Annotated in this window: 20 protein-coding genes; 12 read left to right on the top strand and 8 right to left on the bottom strand. The window is 66.0% G+C overall.

Features of this window, described 5'->3' with window-relative positions; genetic code table 11:
• The gene (locus C481_RS06910; RefSeq protein ID WP_006108439.1) at positions 1-660 is read right to left on the bottom strand and encodes a hypothetical protein; all 660 of its coding nucleotides are present in this window, start codon (positions 658-660) and stop codon (positions 1-3) included.
• A 184-nt stretch (positions 661-844) separates the two neighbouring features.
• Here C481_RS06910 and nucS point away from each other — a divergent pair, with 184 nt between their 5' ends.
• A complete protein-coding gene (gene nucS, locus C481_RS06905) occupies positions 845-1645 on the top strand; it encodes an endonuclease NucS (RefSeq protein ID WP_394295604.1) in 801 nt (266 codons plus the stop codon).
• Positions 1646-1727: 82 nt separating this feature from the next.
• Here the strand turns inward: nucS and C481_RS06900 are convergent, their stop codons facing one another.
• A complete protein-coding gene (locus tag C481_RS06900) occupies positions 1728-2186 on the bottom strand; it encodes a YbhB/YbcL family Raf kinase inhibitor-like protein (RefSeq protein ID WP_006108437.1) in 459 nt (152 codons plus the stop codon).
• Positions 2187-2355: 169 nt separating this feature from the next.
• On the opposite strand from C481_RS06900, the gene C481_RS06895 reads away from it, so the two are divergent.
• Both C481_RS06895 and C481_RS06890 read left to right on the top strand, forming a co-directional pair.
• Positions 2356-2829, top strand: a complete 474-nt coding sequence (locus C481_RS06895) for a DoxX family membrane protein (protein ID WP_006108436.1) — start codon at positions 2356-2358, stop codon at positions 2827-2829.
• An 88-nt stretch (positions 2830-2917) separates the two neighbouring features.
• Positions 2918-3445 carry a GNAT family N-acetyltransferase gene (locus tag C481_RS06890; RefSeq protein WP_006108435.1) on the top strand — a complete coding sequence of 176 codons (528 nt, stop codon included), beginning with the start codon at positions 2918-2920 and terminating at the stop codon, positions 3443-3445.
• A 24-nt stretch (positions 3446-3469) separates the two neighbouring features.
• Here the strand turns inward: C481_RS06890 and mutS are convergent, their stop codons facing one another.
• Positions 3470-6175, bottom strand: a complete 2706-nt coding sequence (gene mutS / locus C481_RS06885; protein ID WP_006108434.1) for a DNA mismatch repair protein MutS — start codon at positions 6173-6175, stop codon at positions 3470-3472.
• Positions 6176-6327: 152 nt separating this feature from the next.
• Between mutS and C481_RS06880 the strand changes: the two genes are divergently transcribed.
• Positions 6328-8115, top strand: coding sequence for a helix-turn-helix domain-containing protein (locus tag C481_RS06880; protein WP_006108433.1), 1788 nt, complete (start codon positions 6328-6330; stop codon positions 8113-8115).
• A gap of 44 nt (positions 8116-8159) precedes the next feature.
• Here C481_RS06880 and C481_RS06875 read toward each other — a convergent pair whose 3' ends face one another.
• From C481_RS06875 to gvpA, 4 genes are all read right to left on the bottom strand, one after another.
• The gene (locus C481_RS06875; protein WP_006108432.1) at positions 8160-8519 is read right to left on the bottom strand and encodes a CHY zinc finger protein; all 360 of its coding nucleotides are present in this window, start codon (positions 8517-8519) and stop codon (positions 8160-8162) included.
• Between the two features lie 245 nt (positions 8520-8764).
• A complete protein-coding gene (gene gvpO, locus C481_RS06870) occupies positions 8765-9445 on the bottom strand; it encodes a gas vesicle protein GvpO, halophile-type (RefSeq protein WP_006108431.1) in 681 nt (226 codons plus the stop codon).
• Positions 9446-9450: 5 nt separating this feature from the next.
• On the bottom strand, positions 9451-10632 hold the full coding sequence (gene gvpN, locus C481_RS06865) for a gas vesicle protein GvpN (RefSeq protein WP_006108430.1): 1182 nt from the start codon (positions 10630-10632) through the stop codon (positions 9451-9453).
• A 6-nt stretch (positions 10633-10638) separates the two neighbouring features.
• Positions 10639-10926: a gas vesicle protein GvpA gene (gvpA, locus tag C481_RS06860; RefSeq protein WP_006108429.1), complete on the bottom strand. Its 288-nt coding sequence runs from the start codon at positions 10924-10926 to the stop codon at positions 10639-10641.
• 226 nt (positions 10927-11152) lie between these two features.
• Between gvpA and C481_RS06855 the strand changes: the two genes are divergently transcribed.
• The 8 genes from C481_RS06855 to gvpM all read left to right on the top strand — a co-directional run bounded on the left by C481_RS06855 (position 11153) and on the right by gvpM (position 16105).
• On the top strand, positions 11153-11797 hold the full coding sequence (locus C481_RS06855; RefSeq protein WP_006108428.1) for a GvpL/GvpF family gas vesicle protein: 645 nt from the start codon (positions 11153-11155) through the stop codon (positions 11795-11797).
• 4 nt (positions 11798-11801) lie between these two features.
• A complete protein-coding gene (gvpF, locus tag C481_RS06850) occupies positions 11802-12056 on the top strand; it encodes a gas vesicle protein GvpF (protein ID WP_006108427.1) in 255 nt (84 codons plus the stop codon).
• A complete protein-coding gene (locus tag C481_RS06845; protein WP_006108426.1) occupies positions 12056-12841 on the top strand; it encodes a hypothetical protein in 786 nt (261 codons plus the stop codon). Before gvpF ends, C481_RS06845 begins: the two co-directional genes overlap by 1 nt.
• Entirely contained in the window at positions 12838-13773 is a 936-nt protein-coding gene (locus C481_RS06840) for a hypothetical protein (RefSeq protein ID WP_006108425.1), read from the top strand. Before C481_RS06845 ends, C481_RS06840 begins: the two co-directional genes overlap by 4 nt.
• A 206-nt stretch (positions 13774-13979) precedes the next feature.
• Entirely contained in the window at positions 13980-14459 is a 480-nt protein-coding gene (gene gvpJ / locus C481_RS06835) for a gas vesicle protein GvpJ (RefSeq protein WP_006108424.1), read from the top strand.
• Complete coding sequence (locus tag C481_RS06830; RefSeq protein WP_006108423.1) at positions 14456-14800, top strand: gas vesicle protein K; 345 nt, start codon at positions 14456-14458, stop codon at positions 14798-14800. Before gvpJ ends, C481_RS06830 begins: the two co-directional genes overlap by 4 nt.
• The gene (gene gvpL, locus C481_RS06825) at positions 14797-15720 is read left to right on the top strand and encodes a gas vesicle protein GvpL (RefSeq protein WP_006108422.1); all 924 of its coding nucleotides are present in this window, start codon (positions 14797-14799) and stop codon (positions 15718-15720) included. The genes C481_RS06830 and gvpL overlap by 4 nt, the downstream gene beginning before the upstream one ends.
• Positions 15721-15760: 40 nt before the next feature.
• On the top strand, positions 15761-16105 hold the full coding sequence (gvpM, locus tag C481_RS06820) for a gas vesicle protein GvpM (RefSeq protein ID WP_006108421.1): 345 nt from the start codon (positions 15761-15763) through the stop codon (positions 16103-16105).
• A gap of 141 nt (positions 16106-16246) precedes the next feature.
• On the opposite strand, the gene C481_RS06815 is transcribed toward gvpM, so the two are convergent.
• A complete protein-coding gene (locus tag C481_RS06815) occupies positions 16247-16462 on the bottom strand; it encodes a hypothetical protein (RefSeq protein WP_006108420.1) in 216 nt (71 codons plus the stop codon).
• Positions 16463-16812: the final 350 nt, after the last annotated feature.

The following is a 16812-nucleotide window of genomic DNA, read 5'->3' as shown; positions in this document are numbered from 1 at the left end:
TTACTCGCTCGAGTTCGTCCCGCCGTCCGATTCGGACCCCTCGTCCGTCTCTGATTCTGCGTCCGTCGTCGATTCGTTCTCGCCGCCGCTCTCACTGTCGTTCCCGCCCTCGCCGTCCGATTCGCCATCGGGCGCGGACTCGTTCCCGTTCCCGTTCGCGCCCTGACCCTGGGCCTGCTGGAGGACGAGTTCGTATTCCGAGCCGGGAAGCAGCGCGTCTACCTCCTCGTCGCGGAGCAACTCGACGAGGCGGTCGTCGGGCCCGTCGATGAGGAACGCGCCCTGTTCGGCGACGGCCGCCTCGAGCGAGACGGCGTCGTCTTCGAGCATCGCCGACTCGAACTCGGCGGCGCGTTCCTGAAACAGTTCGATCCGTCGCTCTTCGTACATCGTCGCCATCTCCTGTCGGGTCGCGTCCTCGCCGGCTTCGTCCCTGACCTCCTGCTCGAGCGCGACGAGGTCCTCTCGGGCGGGCTGAACGGAGGCGGTGATTCCGTCGGCCGGATCGATAGCAGGTTCCACGCCGGTTTCGAGTTCGAACTCGTCGCCGCCGTCGGACTCGTTTTGTAGCATATCGAACTGGCTACAGCCCGCGAGCGATGTCGTCGCGCCGACGCCGGACAGTTGCAGGACGCGGCGCCGCGTTGTGAAATCGGTCACGAGTCAGTCATCGGCGACCGAACGGAAGAACCCCTCGCAACCGCGCTGGCGTCGTGCGGGTGCCGCCCGGGTGAACTGCACTCGGCACTCGCCTCGAAGTCGGTCGCGGCGCTTTTATCCGCCGCTTGACTAGCTATCGGCAGTGACCCGCAGCCAGCAGGAGCAAGAGCAGGAGTTTCACGCTGTGACGCTCGAACGGCCCTCGATCGTCGACGCCCGCGACGCCGTCGCAGACGGAATCGACCGCGGGGCGCTCGTGACCGTTTTTGGCCGCTGTACCGTCGAATACGACGGCCGGGCCTCGAGCACGCTCGACGCCGGCGACCGCCACGTCATGCTCAAACCCGACGGCGCGGCGCTCGTCCACACCGACGAGGGCCAACAGCCGGTCAACTGGCAGCCGCCGGGCTGCGACCACGAGGTCTCCTGCGAGCGGCGAGACGCCGATGCTGACCGAAGCGACGCCGCCGAGAATGCGGGAGGGACGGGGACGGAAACGGAGACAGAGACGACGGGGACAACGGAGACGCTCACCCTCGAAAGCGTCCGTTCCACGCCCGACGAACGCCTCCTCGTGCGCTTTCGGAACGTCCTGCAGGTGTCCGCGTTTTCGGGCACCGACGAAACCGAACTCGCCCTCTCCGGGACGGAAGAGGATCTCCGCCAGCGGCTCCTCGACGAGCCCGACCTCCTCGAGCCCGGGTTCACGCCGCTCGCGACCGAGCGCGATACGGCTGCCGGCGCGATCGACATCTACGGCGAGGACGACGCGGGCCGCACGGTCGTCGTCGAACTCAAGCGCCGCCGCGTCGGCCCCGATGCGGTGAGCCAACTCCGACGGTACGTTGACGCGCTAGGCCGAGACCTCCACGCCGACGCCACCGTCCGCGGCATTCTCGTCGCCCCGTCGGTTACCGACCGCGCCAAGCGGCTGCTGACCGAGCACGGACTCGAGTTCATCTCGCTGGAGCCGACCGCCACGTAGTGCCACGGCCCTACCGTGACTCGGGCTCGTGCCCCGCGTCCCGGACGCGTAATCCGCCGTCTTGACTTCCACGGGAAGCGGTTCAGACCGGGTACGTCCCTTCGAGCGTCGTCGTCTCGATGACGCGACCCTCCGCCGCGGATTCGAGGTCGTCGGCGTCCGCCTCCGACCCGAGGTCGAGCGACGACTCCAGCGCGAAGAGCCTGAACCGGTAGGTGTGCTCCCGGTCGGGCGGGTTCGGGCCACCGTAGCCGCGCTCACCGAAGTCGTTCGTTCCCTCTCCGACATCGGCGTCGGGGTCCCAATCCTCCGGAATCTCCTCTCGATCGGACGAGATATTCCAGACGATCCAGTGCTCCCAGACCTTGCCCACGGGGTCGACCGCGTCCGGATCGTCCACGACGAGCGCGAGGGCGTCTGCTTCGTCGGGAACGCCGCCGAACTTAAGCGGCGGGTTGACGTTCGATTCGCCGTAGCCGTACCGGTCGGGGATCCGATCGCCGTCCCCGAACGCTGAACTCGTAAGCGTGAGCGTTGTCATCCTGATCAGCGCCTGCCTCGCGTGTGCAGGCCCGTGGGCGGTCCTTCGACGGCGTCCGGGAAGAACGTTACAGGGGCGGTTGGCGGAACGACGGGACGGACGACGGCGGGAGCGGTCGCCTGCCATTGCTACGTCGAGTTCTAATCGTTCGCACCCGTCCGTTCGACATATGGATCTTCAGGCGTGGTTCCAATCGAGCAGTGACGGCGACCGGAAGGCCCTCACCGAGCCCGTCGAAGCCGAATCGGCAGCCGAGACGAGTTGGGTGTTTCGCCTCGGACGCGCGCTCTTCGGCGGCATTCTCGCGTTCAACGCGCTCGATAACCTCTGGAATCTGGACGAACGGATCGCCTACGCGGAGGCCAAGAACACGCCGATGCCCGAGTACACGGTTCCGGCGACGAGCGGCGGGTTGCTCCTCGGCGGCATCGGCATCGTGCTGTGGCGACGCCCGTCCGCGGCCGCGGCGCTGGTCGCCGGGTTTCTGGTCAGCGTCACGCCGGTGATGCACGACTTCTGGAACCTCGACGACCCCGAGGAGAAACAACAGCAACTGATCCACTTCCTCAAAAATACGGCGCTGTTCGGGGCGGCGCTTGCGTTCCTCAAGTTCGGTCGTCGCGATACCGCTACCGACGCCTGATCGATTCGACCCGCGCTCCGGAGCGGAGCGTCGAACCGTCGTGGTGATTTTGCAAGCGCTTTTGGAATGACGGAACCGCCGCTTTCCCGTGGAGCCGACGCTGACGATTCGCCGCTACCAGCCCGGTGACGGACCGCGAGTTCAGGCCGTCCACGAGGCGGCCATGCGACGTGCCGGCGCGTACGTCGAGGGCGTTCCGGATGACGACCTCGAGACGATACCGGAGACGTACCTCGACACGACGGGGACCTTTCTCGTCGGCACGGTTGACGAACGGATCGTCGCCACCGGTGCCTTGCGCCCCGTCTCGGAGACGACCGTCGCCGCGAAATACAGCGCCACGCCGCCGGACTCGACGGTCGAACTGACCCGGCTGCGAGTCGCGCCCGAACACCAGCGGCGCGGCTATGGGCGGCGGCTCACCGCTGCACTCGAGCGCCGAGCGCGAACGCGCGGAGCGACGCACGTCGTCCTCGATACGCTGTCGATCCAGTCCGCCGCGCAAGGACCGTACGAGACGCAAGGATTCGAACTCGTCCATCGCGAACCGATCGAGCAGTTCGACGACGGAGTCGATCTCCTCGTCTATCGAAAAGAACTCGTCGAGAGCGGATAGGTGGGTCGGAGGATAGACTGTCGCTCACTCTTCGAGTAGCCGCTGGAGACGGTCGAGTTCGGTCAGTGCGTCGACGGGAGTGAGGTGACCGACGTCGAGGGCGCGGAGTTCGGCGGCGACATCGGCGGGGAGTTCGCCGCCGTCGGCGTACTGGGTGGTTGCGGCGTCGGCGGTGGGCGCGTCGGTCTCCGCGGGCGTCGCTGGCTCGACGAGTTCGCGCGAGCGGTCGACGACGGCCTCGGGGACGCCGGCGGCGGTCGCGACTTCGACGCCGTAGGAGCCGGTCGCCGCGCCGGGTTCGATCTCGTGGTGGAAGACGACTTCACCGTCGGTCTGGTCGACCGCGAAGTGGAGGGTAAACGCGGCCGAGAGATCGTCGGCGAGTTCGGTCAGCGGGTGGTGGTGGGTCGCAAAGAGGGTGGTCGCGCCGACCTCGTCGTGGAGGTGTTCGGTGATCGCCTGCGCGATGGCGAGGCCGTCGGCGGTCGAGGTGCCGCGGCCGACCTCGTCGAGCAGGACGAGCGAGCGTTCGTCGGCGTCCCGGAGGATGGTCGCGAGTTCGTCCATCTCGACCATAAACGTCGAGCGCCCGCCGGCGATGTCGTCGCTCGCGCCGACGCGGGTGAAGATTCGGTCGACGGGCGTGAGTCGTGCTGCTCTCGCGGGGACGAAGCTGCCGACCTGCGCGAGGAGGGCAATCTGGGCGACCTGGCGCATGTACGTCGATTTGCCGGACATGTTCGGCCCCGTGATCACCGCGAGTCGCCGCTCGGGGGAGAGACGAGCCCCGTTCGGGACGAACGACTCCTGGGTTCGTTCGACGACGGGGTGGCGGCCGCCCTCGATGGCGATTTCGAGGCCGCCGTCGGCCGCCTCGCGGTCGAGGATTTCCGGCCGGCAGTAGTCGTACTGGGCGGCGACGGTCGCGAGCGAGACGAGGGCGTCGAGGGTCGCGAGCGCGTCGGCCAGTCGCTGGACGCGTTCGACTTCGTCGGCGACGGTGCGGCGAACGTCGCAGAAGAGTTCGTACTCGCGTTCGTCCGCGCGTTCCTCCGCGCCGACGATCTCGTCCTCGCGCTCCTTGAGTTCGGGCGTGACGAACCGTTCGGAGTTCTTCAGGGTCTGGCGGCGCTGGTAGTTCTCGGGGACCGCATCGAGGTTGGGGTTCGTCACCTCGATGTAGTAGCCGTGGACGGAGTTGTAGCCGACCTTGAGCGAGTCGACGCCGGTGCGCTCGCGCTCGCGAGCCTCCAGGTCGTCAATCCACTGCTTGCCGTCGCGGGCGGTGCCGCGGAGGTCGTCCAGGTCCGCATCGTAGTCCTCGGCGACGATGCCGCCCTCGGTGATCTCGATCGGCGGGTCGGCGACGACGGCGTCGTCGATCAGGTCCCGCACGTCGGCGAGCGGGTCGAGTTCGTCGCGGAGGGCGATCAGCCGGTCGCAGTCGGCGTCGGCCAGTTGATCGCGGAGTTCGGGGACGACGGCGAGGGTGTCCCGAAGCGACCGCAGGTCCCGCGCGTTCGCCCGTTCGCGGGAGATGCGCCCGATCAGCCGTTCGAGGTCGTAGACGTCGCGAAGCAGTTCGTGGCAGTGCTCGCGCGTCTGAACGGAGCCGGTCAGTTCTTCGACGGCGTCGTGGCGAGCTTCGATTCGGTGCGGCTCGAGCAGCGGTCGGCGGAGCCAGTCCCGGAGTTTGCGGCCGCCGAGCGCGCAGGCGGTCTCGTCGAGGACGCCGACGAGCGTGGCGTCCTCGCGGCCCCGGACGGCCCGCGGCTCGAAGAGTTCGAGGCTGCGCAGCGCGACGGCGTCGAGCAGGAGGTACTCGCGAGGATCGTAGCGCGTGAGGTGGGTGAGGTACTCGAGGCGGTCGCCCTCGCTTTCGCCGGCCGCGACCGGCGAGTCCGCCGCGTCACCGCGCTCCGCTCCGCCGCCGCGCTCGCCCTCGTGTTCGCCACCGCGAGCGTACTCCGCGTAGGCGAGCAGCGCTCCGCAGGCCCGGATCTCGCCGTCGCTTGCGAGCAGCGCGTCCGGATCGCCGAAGTAGCCCGAGACCGTCTCGCCCGCGCTATCGCGGTCGAACGCACGGTCGTCGAACGGCGTCACCATGCACTCCTCCGGCAGCACGTCGGCCGGCGCGTCCGGTCCGACGACCGCCTCCGCGGGCGCAAAGCGGCTGACCTCGTCCGCGATAGCCTCGTCCGAAGGTGAACTCGTGGCCAGGAAGTCGCCGGTCGAGACGTCGAGGAGGGCGAGCGCGAGTTCGTCGTCGGCGGGTCGCGTGTCCGTGCCGCGACCGCGGGCGATCGCTGCGACGAAGTTGTTGTCGTCGCTCGCGAGCAGTTCGTCCTCGGTGAGCGTGCCGGGCGTGACGATCCGCGTGACCGCGCGTTCGACGACGCCGGACGTTTCGCCGGGTTCCTCGACCTGATCCGCGACGGCGACGCGGTAGCCGGCCTCCAGCAGGTCCTCGATGTACGATTCGGCGTTGTCGATCGGGATGCCGGCCATCGGGTATTCGCCGGTGCTGTCCTCGCGGCTGGTCAGCGCGATTTCGAGCAGGCGGGCGCTGCGTTCGGCGGCACCGCAGAAGGTTTCGTAGAAGTCGCCGACCTGAAAGAGGACGAGCGCATCGTCGTAGCGGGCGCAGAGATCGTGATACTGACGCATCATCGGCGTCAACTCGTCGCGTTTCTCGGCCATCGCGTCGGGCGGGCCAAGCGCCGGGTCCATACTGTGTGGTCGGCCGCCGGACGCTGAAATAGCTTGCTGGACGGGTCGGACACTGTCGTCTGACACACCCAGTCATCAACGACAATCAATATATTCTGATTGTCAAGTGCAACAAAACGTATACGGAACGCTCACCGAGTGGACCCCAGATCATGACCTCGAGCGCACCGGTACCGGTGCGACCGTCGACGCAAGCGGTCGTGTGCGTCGTCACGGCGGTAATCCTCTGTAGCGGCGTCGCTGGCATCGCCGGTGTTGCTGCAGGAACGGCCTCGAGTGCCGAGACGCTCTCCGGGGCAGACAACGGGCAAGAAGTCGGTTCCGACGGCACTGCGGCGGTCGACGAGACGGAACCGGCGTCCGACGGCTCGAACGATAGCGTGGCTACGGAGACGGAAACGCGCCATATCAACTCGGCGGACGGCCGCACCAACGCGTCGGGGGAAGCGACCGCCGCAACCGCGTCCGAGAGGGAGGCTGCGGCCGAAGACGTGACCGAGGGCGAGTACGAATCGGACAGTGAAGGGGCGCTAACGGCCGGTTCGGGGATCATCAGTCCGGACACAGCCGGTATCGATCCGGAGAGCGGTGATCGCTCGGAAGCGGACACGGCCGGTGGTGAGCGACGAGACGGTACGTTCGACGAGGGGGCGGCTTCGGAGACAAAGACGGCGACAGAGACACCCCGAGTCCCGGCGTCGGAGACCGTCGTAGATGCAGCGGCGACCGAAACGCACCGTCTCGCGGACGAGACGGACGCGCTCGACTCGCACGCCGAACTCGAAGCTACGATCGGCGGAGACACCGACCTCCCGGCGACTGGTGAACTCGAGTTCGGTGCCGGCACTGTCACCGACCCGGTGACTGCCGTCGGCTCCGAGAGAGCCGAGCCGTCTCGCGAGGCGCTTCCCCTCGCGGCGAGGATCGAGGGGGAGTCGTCGCTCGCGTCGGGTGGCGTCGTCACGTTCGGGGACGGCAGTGATGGAAACGAGACGGCGGGCGAATCGGCCGATGGTGAGCGTGGCGATGGAAGTGAGACAGCCGATTCAGAGACGGCGTCGCCGAGGCTGCCCTCGTCGACGACGGAGACTGCACTCATCGGTCTGCTCGGGGTGATCACGGCCTCAGGGGTGACAGCGGGGACTGCGGGACTCGGTGCCGGTCTCGGGACTGGGACCGGAGCCGGCGTCGGGGCCAGTGCTGGCGCAAGTTCGAGCGCCGCCGGGACCGGCATCGTCACGACCGTCGCCAATGCGATCACGACGTGGGTCCGTCAGATCGAGCTGTTCCAGCGGCTACACCGCCTCGCGTCTCGGCTCCCCTGGCAACTCGTCTCGATCTTTCGGTACAGCCGCTACGACGACTCCGATCCGCTCGAAAACGATCGCCGACGGACCGTCTACGAGACGATTCGAGCCGACCCCGGCTGTTACCTCTCGCAGGTCCGCGACCGAAACGAACTCTCGCTGTCGACGGTTCGACACCACCTTCGCATCCTCGAAGAGGAAGGGTTGGTTTCGTCCGCGAAAATCGGGGGCAAACGCCGGTTGTACCTCGAAGCGGCTGCGACCGGCACCGAGCACGCGGCAACGAACCCTGACGATCGTGAAGCCGGTGCCGACGGGACGCTCGCAGCCGACTCCCCGCGGGTCGAACTGCAGGCCGCGCTGGCGGAACCGGCCAAGCGCGACGTACTCGAAACACTCGCCGCCATCGGGCAGGCGAACAACGGCCGACTCGCAGATGAACTCGAGTGCGATCCGAGCACCGTCTCGCATCACCTGTCGGCACTCGAAGCGGACGAGTTGATCGTCCGCGAACGGGATGGGCGGGCGGTCGTGAACCGCCTGGCGGCCGACGTCGAGGCGACGCTCACCGAATCGGAGCGATCACGGTCGGGCGAGACGGATCGGTCGGCGCGCTCGCCCGCGGACGACTGATCCAGGGCGAGTTCGCTGACGCCGGCGGACCGTCGTCGCAGCGGTCAGCCGTCTGCGTCCCCGGTATCGTCCTCCCCGTTCGCCGTCTCGAAGTACCGATCCGCGTGCGCCGCACAGCCGGGATTGAAGGGGGCGTCACAGTTCGGACAGCGATACGCACACGCGAGGTACGTTGGGACGGTGAACGCGGAGTCACAGGCCCCACAGCGGACGGACGGCTCGTCGAACCGGTTCCGTGGCCAGGGGATCGCCTCGTGATCTTCGACGGCCGCGTGGCACCGAAAACAGGGATAGTACGCGTCACAGCAGTCGAATCGGAACGAGACGATATCTCGGTCGGTGCGGTAGTGCCCGCACCGCGTTTCGGGACCGACGTCGACGCCGCGAACGGGGAGCGAAGGCACGAGTTCAGCCGGGCGAACGGCCGGGGAGTACTTTGGGGTTCTGGTTCGTAGGTCCGGGAGCGGCGTCCGGGAGTCGGATTCGAGGGCAGGAACGGTGAGTCCGGGTACGTCGGGGATTCTGAGTCTTGGCGCTCCGCGGTTTTCGGGTTCGGATGGTCGGAGGCGAGTGTGGCGTGGCAGCCGCTACTCGGCAGCCTGGACAGCCGTCGGGCACCGGGTTGGCATCGGCTCCCGACTGCCGGGGATCACTCGAATACGGTCGTATCGCCCCGCCGGTATCGGTCGAGGCGTCGATAGCCCTGAACGACGCCGTCCGTATTGAGGTCGATCTCGTACCGACCGAGCACGTCCTGCGTGTCCGGGACCGCCGAGCGCTCGACGACTTCGACGACGGCACACCAGCCTTCGTCGGTCGGCGATATTTCGCTGACGCCGTCGAACTCGTGACCGATGAGTTCACCGGCGGTCGAGACGACGGTTCGGCGGATCGCGAGGACGCCCTCGATTTGGTCGGTGTCGACGTCCGATTCGGTATCGGCGTCGAGTTCGTCGGTATCGACGGCGTCGGGGTCGGTTGTTTCGTCGCTGGCCATCTCAGAGGTGGGTTGTGAGGTGTCGGTTTGATGCGGTTGTTCTTGTTCGTGTTCCTGTTCTTGCTCCTGGGCCTGGGTTTCCTCCTGTGGTTCTTTCTGCTCCTGGTTTTGAGCCGGTTCCTGCTCCTGCTCCTGATCCTGCTCTTGGTCTTGAGCCGGCTCTTGGTCGGCGTCCTGTTCCTCGGCTGCGTCGTCGGCCTCGCTCACGGTGGGATCGCTCTCGTCGTGCTGGAAGCAAAAGCCGTCGTCCTGGGCTGGCCGCGAGCAGCGCTCGCCGTCCGCGGTGAGCGCCTTGCACCGTGTCGTCGCGTTCGCTGTCTCGGCGTTGGCCATTGGTCTCAGAGTGTGTCGGTAATCCGTTCTCGGAGCGCTTGCACGTCGTCGATCTCCGTGCCGGCGAGCTTCGAGCCGAGAACGTCCGTGAAGACGTCTGCCAGCAACTCGTCGTCGAGGGTGGCCTGCCCGCCATCCGTCTGTTGCTGTGCCGACTCAGCGCCAGCCTGGGACCCGAAGACAGCGATCCCTTTGGCCGCCGTAATCGCTGCTCGCGTCCCGACGACGAACGGCAGTTCCTCGCGCAACGTGCGCGTCGTCTCGACGACGGCCCCGATCGCTTCCGGATCGAGTGCGCCGCGCTCGTCGTTACCGGCCGCGCGCTTGCTCTTGCCGTCGTCACTGTCGCCGTCGCGGGTATCCACATCCACGTCCACGTCCACGTGAGTGCGGACGATCTCGCGCTCGGTTTCCGCGTCGTAGTGGCCGACGTGGACCCCGACGACGCGGTCGAGCAGCGCATCCTGCTGGCGGTGGACGCCGGCGTACTCCGCGTCGTTCGACGTGAGGATGGCCCGGAACTCGGGATGCACGTCGATCGTTCTATCCCGCCCGCGCTTCCCCGGCCGTTCCAGGACGCCTTCCTCGAACACCGAGAGCAAGACGTTGTGGGCGGCGGGATCGCTTCGGGAGAACTCGTTGTAGACGAGCGTGGCACCCTCACGTACCGCCGCCGAGAGCGGGTTGTCGACCCAGCGGTCGCGAACGATCTGCGTCTTCTTGCTCACGCCGCTGACGAACTCGTCGCGTTCCTCGTAGCGTTCGCCGCCGGCGTAGGTTCCGACGAGTGTTGCCGTGTCGACGGCCTCGTCGCCGTTGATATGCACGACCGGTCGGCCGCGTGCTGCGGCTGCCGAAAGTGCGAGTGCGGTCTTTCCACAGCCCGTCGGCCCGATCAGGTGTACGGGTTGATCGGCGGCGAGCCAGCCGGTGATCCGTTCGCGAAGCGATTCGACGGCGTCGGTTTCGACGAACGGCTCTGGAGCGACGGCTTCTGGGGACTCGAGATGACCGCCCTCGTCCCCGGTCGACGCGTTCGTCGCGGATGTGCCGGCCTCGTCGTGGTTGCCGTTTCGCGACGCGTTCCGAGCCAGTTCCTTTCGCGCTCGCCGTCGCTTTTTCTGTTCTCGATCGCCGCGAATCTTCCTGCCGCGGACCTTGCGCTTTCGCGAGGTGTCCTCGGCCATCGTCGATTATTCGGTGGCCGATTGCGGCGACGATTCGGGCCGCGGCTCGACCTCGAGTTCTTCGAGATCCTCGAGATCGCCGTCCGCGGTCGCTTGCTCAATTTTTGCGATCTCCTCCGCGTAGTGGAGGAACGTGTCGACGGAGGCGACGACGACGCGGGCCTCGACGGTGAGGAGTTCGATCCCGACGACGGAGACGCGCGCCCAGACGTCGATGACGACGCCCTTGTCGAGAACGCGGTCTAGTACCTCTGCGAGACTTGAGGAGTTAGGCCGCTGTTGTGGTTGTGCCATTACGTCTCCGGGTTCACTCCGATTTCCTAACACGGCTTGCTTTGCGACTGCAAGCCGACTCGGCTGATCCGGCTCCCGAGTTCAGGTGACACGGACGCTGCGATTGCAAGCACCACGGTAAGGCGAGCGGCTGTCGAACTACCCGTGACGATTACGTTCTCCATGAAACCCGTGCTACCGACCGATCACCGATCCACGACCGCCCTACAGCCGGAGTGACCCAGGAATGAGCAACAGCAACCGGTACGTCTACGGCATCGTCAACACCGCCGACACGGGAGACATCGAGTTCGAAACTGACGCCGTCGCCGGTGCCGACCGCGTCTACACCGTCAGTCACCGACGGCTCGGGGCCGTCGTCTCGAACATCGACACCACGGACCCCGAAGAGACCGACGAGGACGCCCAGATCCACGACGACGTCCTTCGGGAGATCATGGACCACGACGGCGGCAAAACCATCGTCCCGATGCAGTTCGGCATGGCCTTCGAGAACGACCGCACGCTGAAGAACGTCCTCCGCGGCGCTCGCCCGGCGTTTCGGCGAGCGATGAGCGACATCGAGGGCCGGATCGAACTCGGGCTCAAACTCGTCACCCAGGAGGACGGCTCGATCGACCGCGACGAGGTCGAGGACGCCGTCAGCGATGAACTCGACCCGATCGCGGCCCAAGCGGTCCAGAACGATCGCTTCAGCGATCGTCTCGTGTTGAACCGGTCGTACCTCGTCGACGAGGACGAACGCGAGTCCTTCGACGAGGCGGTTGCCCGACTCGAGGATCGCTACGGCGACGACCTTCTCGTCCAATACACCGGCCCGTACGCACCGTATAGCTTCGTCAACGTCGAAATCGGGGCCCAATCCCAGTGATCACATGTTCGTTCTCGACGACCTTCTGTTCCGGCCGCTCATCGGCATCGTTGACACACTGCACTCGCTCGCGCTGCAGGAACTGTACGACGTGGAGGCACTCGAGGACGAGCGCAAGGAAAACCGGCTGCTGTACGAACTCGGCGAACGATCCGAAGCGGAATACCTGGACCGAAAGGAAACGATCGAGGCTGAACTCGAACTCGCCCGAGAGGTCCACGAACAATTCGCGAGCGGCCGTGTCGAGGTGAAACGCTGATGGCCCGAGACGACCCACACGATAGGAACGATCCGCACGACAGAACCGATCGCAACGACGGAGACGACGACCCGACTGAGCGGCGGGCTCGGGAAACGGGGTGGCTCGCGACGGTACGGGCACTGCTCGATCGTCTGGATCGGAATCCGAACTCGAACACGCTGTCACCCGCCAGACGAGGCGGGCGCAATCGGTCCGTATTCGACTACAGTATCTCGATTCGGACGGGTGACGACCTGCTCGACGACTCCCGGTTTGGGGAATCCTTCGCCGACGAGTGGGTCGACAGACTTCGGCAAGACGAACCCGGTGAGACGGATTCGGATCGGACGTGGGACCGTGATCGGGACCACGATCGATCGGGCCGTCCGCGAACACGGCGAAGTCGGTCGTCATCTTCGACGGGGCCGCCATCGAACCCGTCGGCGACGCCGTCAGCCCACTCGTCCTCGGCGGACACTCCGTCGCGGGCCGACTCCCACCACATCACCACCCGTACGCACGACGACGAACTCCTCGTCATCGCCGACGTCTCCGGTGCCGACGCCGACATCGACGCGGACGATGTCACCGTCGGCTTCAGCGATACCACGCTGGTCATCGTCGTCGCCGGCACCGAACTCGACCGCATCGACGTCCCCTGGTCCGACCGAACCGGACAAGCAGCGATCAACAACGGCGTCTTGACCGTTCGAGTTCAGCCTGTGGACCCTCCGGAAGACGCAACCGAGACGGGTTCGGACGGCGATACAGAGACTGAGACGGACCCCGAGGGTGATCGATGAGCGACGACGCTCCCGCCGACTTCGACCTCGGCACGATACTCGACGACGCCGAAGACGCGCTCGATGAACTCGAGCACACGCTGGGGGCCGGCGACGGAGAGGAAGGGGGAGACGGCGACACCGGCCTCTCCGGCCTTGACGACCTCGACGACCTCGACGACGAAACGCTGTCCGCACTCGCTGACAATGTCGAGACGCTCAGCAAACTCGCGACCGAGGTCGCGGATCTCCTCGAAACGCTCGACCTGTCGGCCCTCCCGGAGGCCATCGACGCCAACGAGGTCATCGCGGCGATCGACGCGGGCGAGATTCCAACCGCTCTGGCCGACGACGACACCGGTGTCGGCGATGTCGTCGATTTCGGCCACCTCTTCCGGGCGATCGACCTGCTCGACGCCTGGGACGCGACGGACATCGGCGAAATCTGGGAGACGAAACGCGAGCTCGAGGAGTTGACCGACGATGGCGGCGACGGTGACGATACCCTCCTCGATGGACTGGACCTGGGCGGCGATGACGGCGGTGGTGACGATCTCCTCGACGTCGACGCCGATCCAGCGGAATTGCTCGGCGATATCGACGTGATGGACGACCCCGAGGCCTACCAGGTCGCGATTCAGCAAACCACGATGGAGGGTATCGATAGCTTTCGCGAGGCCCTGCTCGAAACCCGCGCCAAACTCGCGAAGCTCCACGAGTTCAACCGCGAGAAGATGCGCCGCCAGGACACGAGTGTGAACTCGCGAAACCCGACGGCGGCGTCGACGATGCCGGCGACGCGCGCGGATGTCGCAAGCGGCGTCAAGCACTCGACGGTGCCACAGCAGGTTCGACTCTCGACGGCTCCGAGCCGAAAGCGGATCTACGGGAACCGATTCGAGCGCGAATACGAGAAACGCCGGCAGGAGACCGAAGGTGATGGCGAAGACTGATCGGGCAGCGGTAACAGCGGTCGATAGCGGACCTCGGATGGAGAGACGGGCTCCAATCGAAAAACGAGCCCGCGAACGATTCACGATGAGACTGCCACTGATCGAACCTACCATGAACCAGAACCAGAACCAGACACCAGCCTCGACCCGCCGGCAACAGCGCGAGTTGGACGGACGCTGGCGACGCGCGCTCGGAGGTGAGTCGGATGGTCGATAGCGTCCAGCCGAGCCGCCAGCAAACCGACCTCGCCGAAGTCATCGAGATGCTCCTCGACAAGGGCATCGTCATCAACGCCGACATCGCCGTCTCGATCGGCGACACGCAACTACTCGGGATCCAACTCCGGGCCGCGATCGCCTCCTTCGAAACCGCGGCGAAGTACGGCCTCGAGTTCCCCGAGGGGACCGACATGCAACGCGTCGCCGAGGCGGTCGACGATCCCGAACTCGCGTCGATGGACCAGGAGCGACCGAACCCGGCGATCGATCCGACTCGCGGCGTCAACGTGACCGCCGAGAGCGAGGGCGATGACGAGGACGGGGACGGGGACGAGAACGGGAGCGAGGATGAGAACGAGGCCAACGCCGACGAAGCACCGGACGCGGACACCGACGCCGAGGCGGCGAAAGCCGAGGCGAGCGAGAGCGAAACGGCACCCGCCGAGACGGAGGACGATTCGGCATGAGCACGATCGACGTCGGCGACGGCGACGACGCGCGCCAGGGACTGATCACGCTCGTCATCACCGTCGTCGAACTCCTGATCGACGCGCTCGAACGCGAGGCGGTCAGGCGCATGGAATCCGGCAACCTCTCCGACGAGGAAATCGACCGTCTCGGACAGCAACTCGCGACGATCGAAGCCGAGATCGAACAGCTCAAAGCGGACGAGGGAATCGAGGACGGCGTCGACGACCTGCGCGGCGATCTGGACGGGCTCGTTTCCGACGCGATCGAGCAACTCGATGCCGACTCGACGCCGCGCCACGCTCCCGGCTACTCCGTATTCGGCGGTGAGAACTCGTGACGACGGACGAGCGACCCCGCGACGCGCCGACGAACGCGACCGACGCATCGCCCGACATCGAAACGGGTCGCTACCTCTACTGCGTCGTCCAGACCGACGACGACGCCACACTCGAAACGACCGGGATCGACGGCGAATCCGTCTCGGTCGTCGCCGAAGACGGCATCGGTGCCGTCGTCCACGACTGCGACAGCCTCTACGATTCGGCCGACCTCACGCAGATCCAACACTGGCTCGTCCGCCACCAGACCGTCGTCGACGCGGCCGGTCAGGCGTTCGGCACGCCGGTCCCGTTCCAGTTCGACACCATCCTCCGCGGCGACGACACCCGCCTGCGCGAGTGGCTCCGCGAGGAGTCGGAAACGCTGCGGCCCGTGCTATCCGAACTCGCCGACCACTGGGAGTACCGAATCGAAGTCGTCGAGTTCGACGCGCCGGACGACCGAACGCTGGTCGAACGGGACGACCGCCTGGCTGAACTCGACGAACGGATCGCCGACGCGAGCGAGGGGCAGGCGTTCTTGCTCGAAAAGCAGTTCGAACAGCGATTGACGGAGTTGCGAACGGCGCGTCGTGAAACGATGGCGGCCGAGTTGGAGGCGGATCTGGCGGAGACGGTTCGCGAGGTGCATACGCTCGATCGATCGCCGGCATCGGATATTGCGGACGTCGCGAGAGCCGAGGACGAGACCGAAGACGGCGACGACGCAGAAACGCTCTGTCGGCTCACGGTACTCGCACACGAGGACGACGAGGATGCGGTCGGATCGATACTCGATGGCGTTGCGGCCGAGGACGGACTCGAAGTCAGGTTTACCGGACCGTGGCCGCCGTATACGTTTGCACCGGAGCTGGGCACCGACCCGGACGGTCAGAACGGTGATCCAACCGGCGCCGGAACCGATACGGACCCGCTATGATCGCATTGCAGTACGCACCGATTCGAGGGGTGACACGCGTATGAAGCCGCAAAAGGACGACGAAGCGCTGGTTGATCTCCTCGACGTGATTCTCAGAGACGGCGTGATCTTGCGTGCCGACGTCATCATCTCGGTCGCGGAGATCCCCCTCGTCGGACTCAAACTCACGGCGGCGCTCGCCGGGATGGAGACGATGACCGAGTACGGCCTCTTCGAGGAGTGGGACGCGAGACATCGGCTACGGGCGACGGAAGACAACACCGGAATCGACGGCGCGGACGGGGCCATCCCCTCAGTACCCGGGCCACGACCCAGCGCAACGATAGACGGACGAATCGAGGGTGCGAGCAATAGGGAGACGCCGGATGGCGATGGTTCCGGTTGAGAGTTCAGCGCTGGCACCGGGCTGGGACGAAGGCACAAGAGATAGCGTCCGCGTCGAAACCGCACGTAAACGGTCGTTTCGGAGTGTATCGCCCGAGTACTACCGACGGTCTCCATCCGTCGCCCCTCGTGGGGCGACCGGTCAGGCAAACTTCGGGCGTTCGGTCGTGAGTTCGACGTCCCCCGAGACGGTTTCTTCGTCGCATTCCTCGTCGTAAACGTACTGTCCGGTCGATCCACAGAGCGTACACTCGTACGTCTCGGAGAGTTCGTTGATCATCTTCCCGTCCTCGAAGTAGACGCGGCTCTGGGTGATCTGCAAGAACTGTGGGGTCTCACAGTTTGTACAGGTGATCATGTCCGTCGGGTCACGTGCACCGGTTGTAGTTATCCGGCTTGTAACCGCTTGCCACGGTGAGCTATCGGTTTCTTACTCCCGTGGCGGACGATGACCGCGAGTGTGTCGCTGTCGGTGCAGCCGTGCGAGACGGCGACCGAGAAGAAACCATCGTAAACCGGGCATAACCGCACGACTGGACCGAGTTCAGCGGGAAATAACTGAGGTGATGTAACCATCGAAAAACGATCGGTTAGTCACCGGTATCGAACTGTTATTCACCGTCTTCTCCGACGGAGAGCGTCGGGAGCGAGAGCGCTCGAACCGAGCCGGAGAGGAGTCACAGTCATCAGGGGGATCGCCGAGCGTAG

Source organism: Natrialba asiatica DSM 12278, from assembly GCF_000337555.1.
GTDB classification, from domain to species: domain Archaea; phylum Halobacteriota; class Halobacteria; order Halobacteriales; family Natrialbaceae; genus Natrialba; species Natrialba asiatica.
Note: the sequence above shows the minus strand (reverse complement) of the source record. Positions and strands in the feature narration are given on the sequence as shown.

Bases quoted from the DNA above. Each gene is read 5' to 3' on its own strand.
- C481_RS06900 (WP_006108437.1), bottom strand. From the start codon at position 2,186: ATGACAACGCTCACGCTTACGAGTTCAGCGTTCGGGGACGGCGATCGG.
- C481_RS06895 (WP_006108436.1), top strand. From the start codon at position 2,356: ATGGATCTTCAGGCGTGGTTCCAATCGAGCAGTGACGGCGACCGGAAG.
- mutS (WP_006108434.1), bottom strand. From the start codon at position 6,175: ATGGACCCGGCGCTTGGCCCGCCCGACGCGATGGCCGAGAAACGCGAC.
- C481_RS06880 (WP_006108433.1), top strand. From the start codon at position 6,328: ATGACCTCGAGCGCACCGGTACCGGTGCGACCGTCGACGCAAGCGGTC.
- gvpO (WP_006108431.1), bottom strand. From the start codon at position 9,445: ATGGCCAACGCCGAGACAGCGAACGCGACGACACGGTGCAAGGCGCTC.
- gvpN (WP_006108430.1), bottom strand. From the start codon at position 10,632: ATGGCCGAGGACACCTCGCGAAAGCGCAAGGTCCGCGGCAGGAAGATT.
- gvpA (WP_006108429.1), bottom strand. From the start codon at position 10,926: ATGGCACAACCACAACAGCGGCCTAACTCCTCAAGTCTCGCAGAGGTA.
- C481_RS06855 (WP_006108428.1), top strand. From the start codon at position 11,153: ATGAGCAACAGCAACCGGTACGTCTACGGCATCGTCAACACCGCCGAC.
- gvpF (WP_006108427.1), top strand. From the start codon at position 11,802: ATGTTCGTTCTCGACGACCTTCTGTTCCGGCCGCTCATCGGCATCGTT.
- C481_RS06845 (WP_006108426.1), top strand. From the start codon at position 12,056: ATGGCCCGAGACGACCCACACGATAGGAACGATCCGCACGACAGAACC.
- C481_RS06840 (WP_006108425.1), top strand. From the start codon at position 12,838: ATGAGCGACGACGCTCCCGCCGACTTCGACCTCGGCACGATACTCGAC.
- gvpJ (WP_006108424.1), top strand. From the start codon at position 13,980: ATGGTCGATAGCGTCCAGCCGAGCCGCCAGCAAACCGACCTCGCCGAA.
- C481_RS06830 (WP_006108423.1), top strand. From the start codon at position 14,456: ATGAGCACGATCGACGTCGGCGACGGCGACGACGCGCGCCAGGGACTG.
- gvpM (WP_006108421.1), top strand. From the start codon at position 15,761: ATGAAGCCGCAAAAGGACGACGAAGCGCTGGTTGATCTCCTCGACGTG.
- C481_RS06815 (WP_006108420.1), bottom strand. From the start codon at position 16,462: ATGATCACCTGTACAAACTGTGAGACCCCACAGTTCTTGCAGATCACC.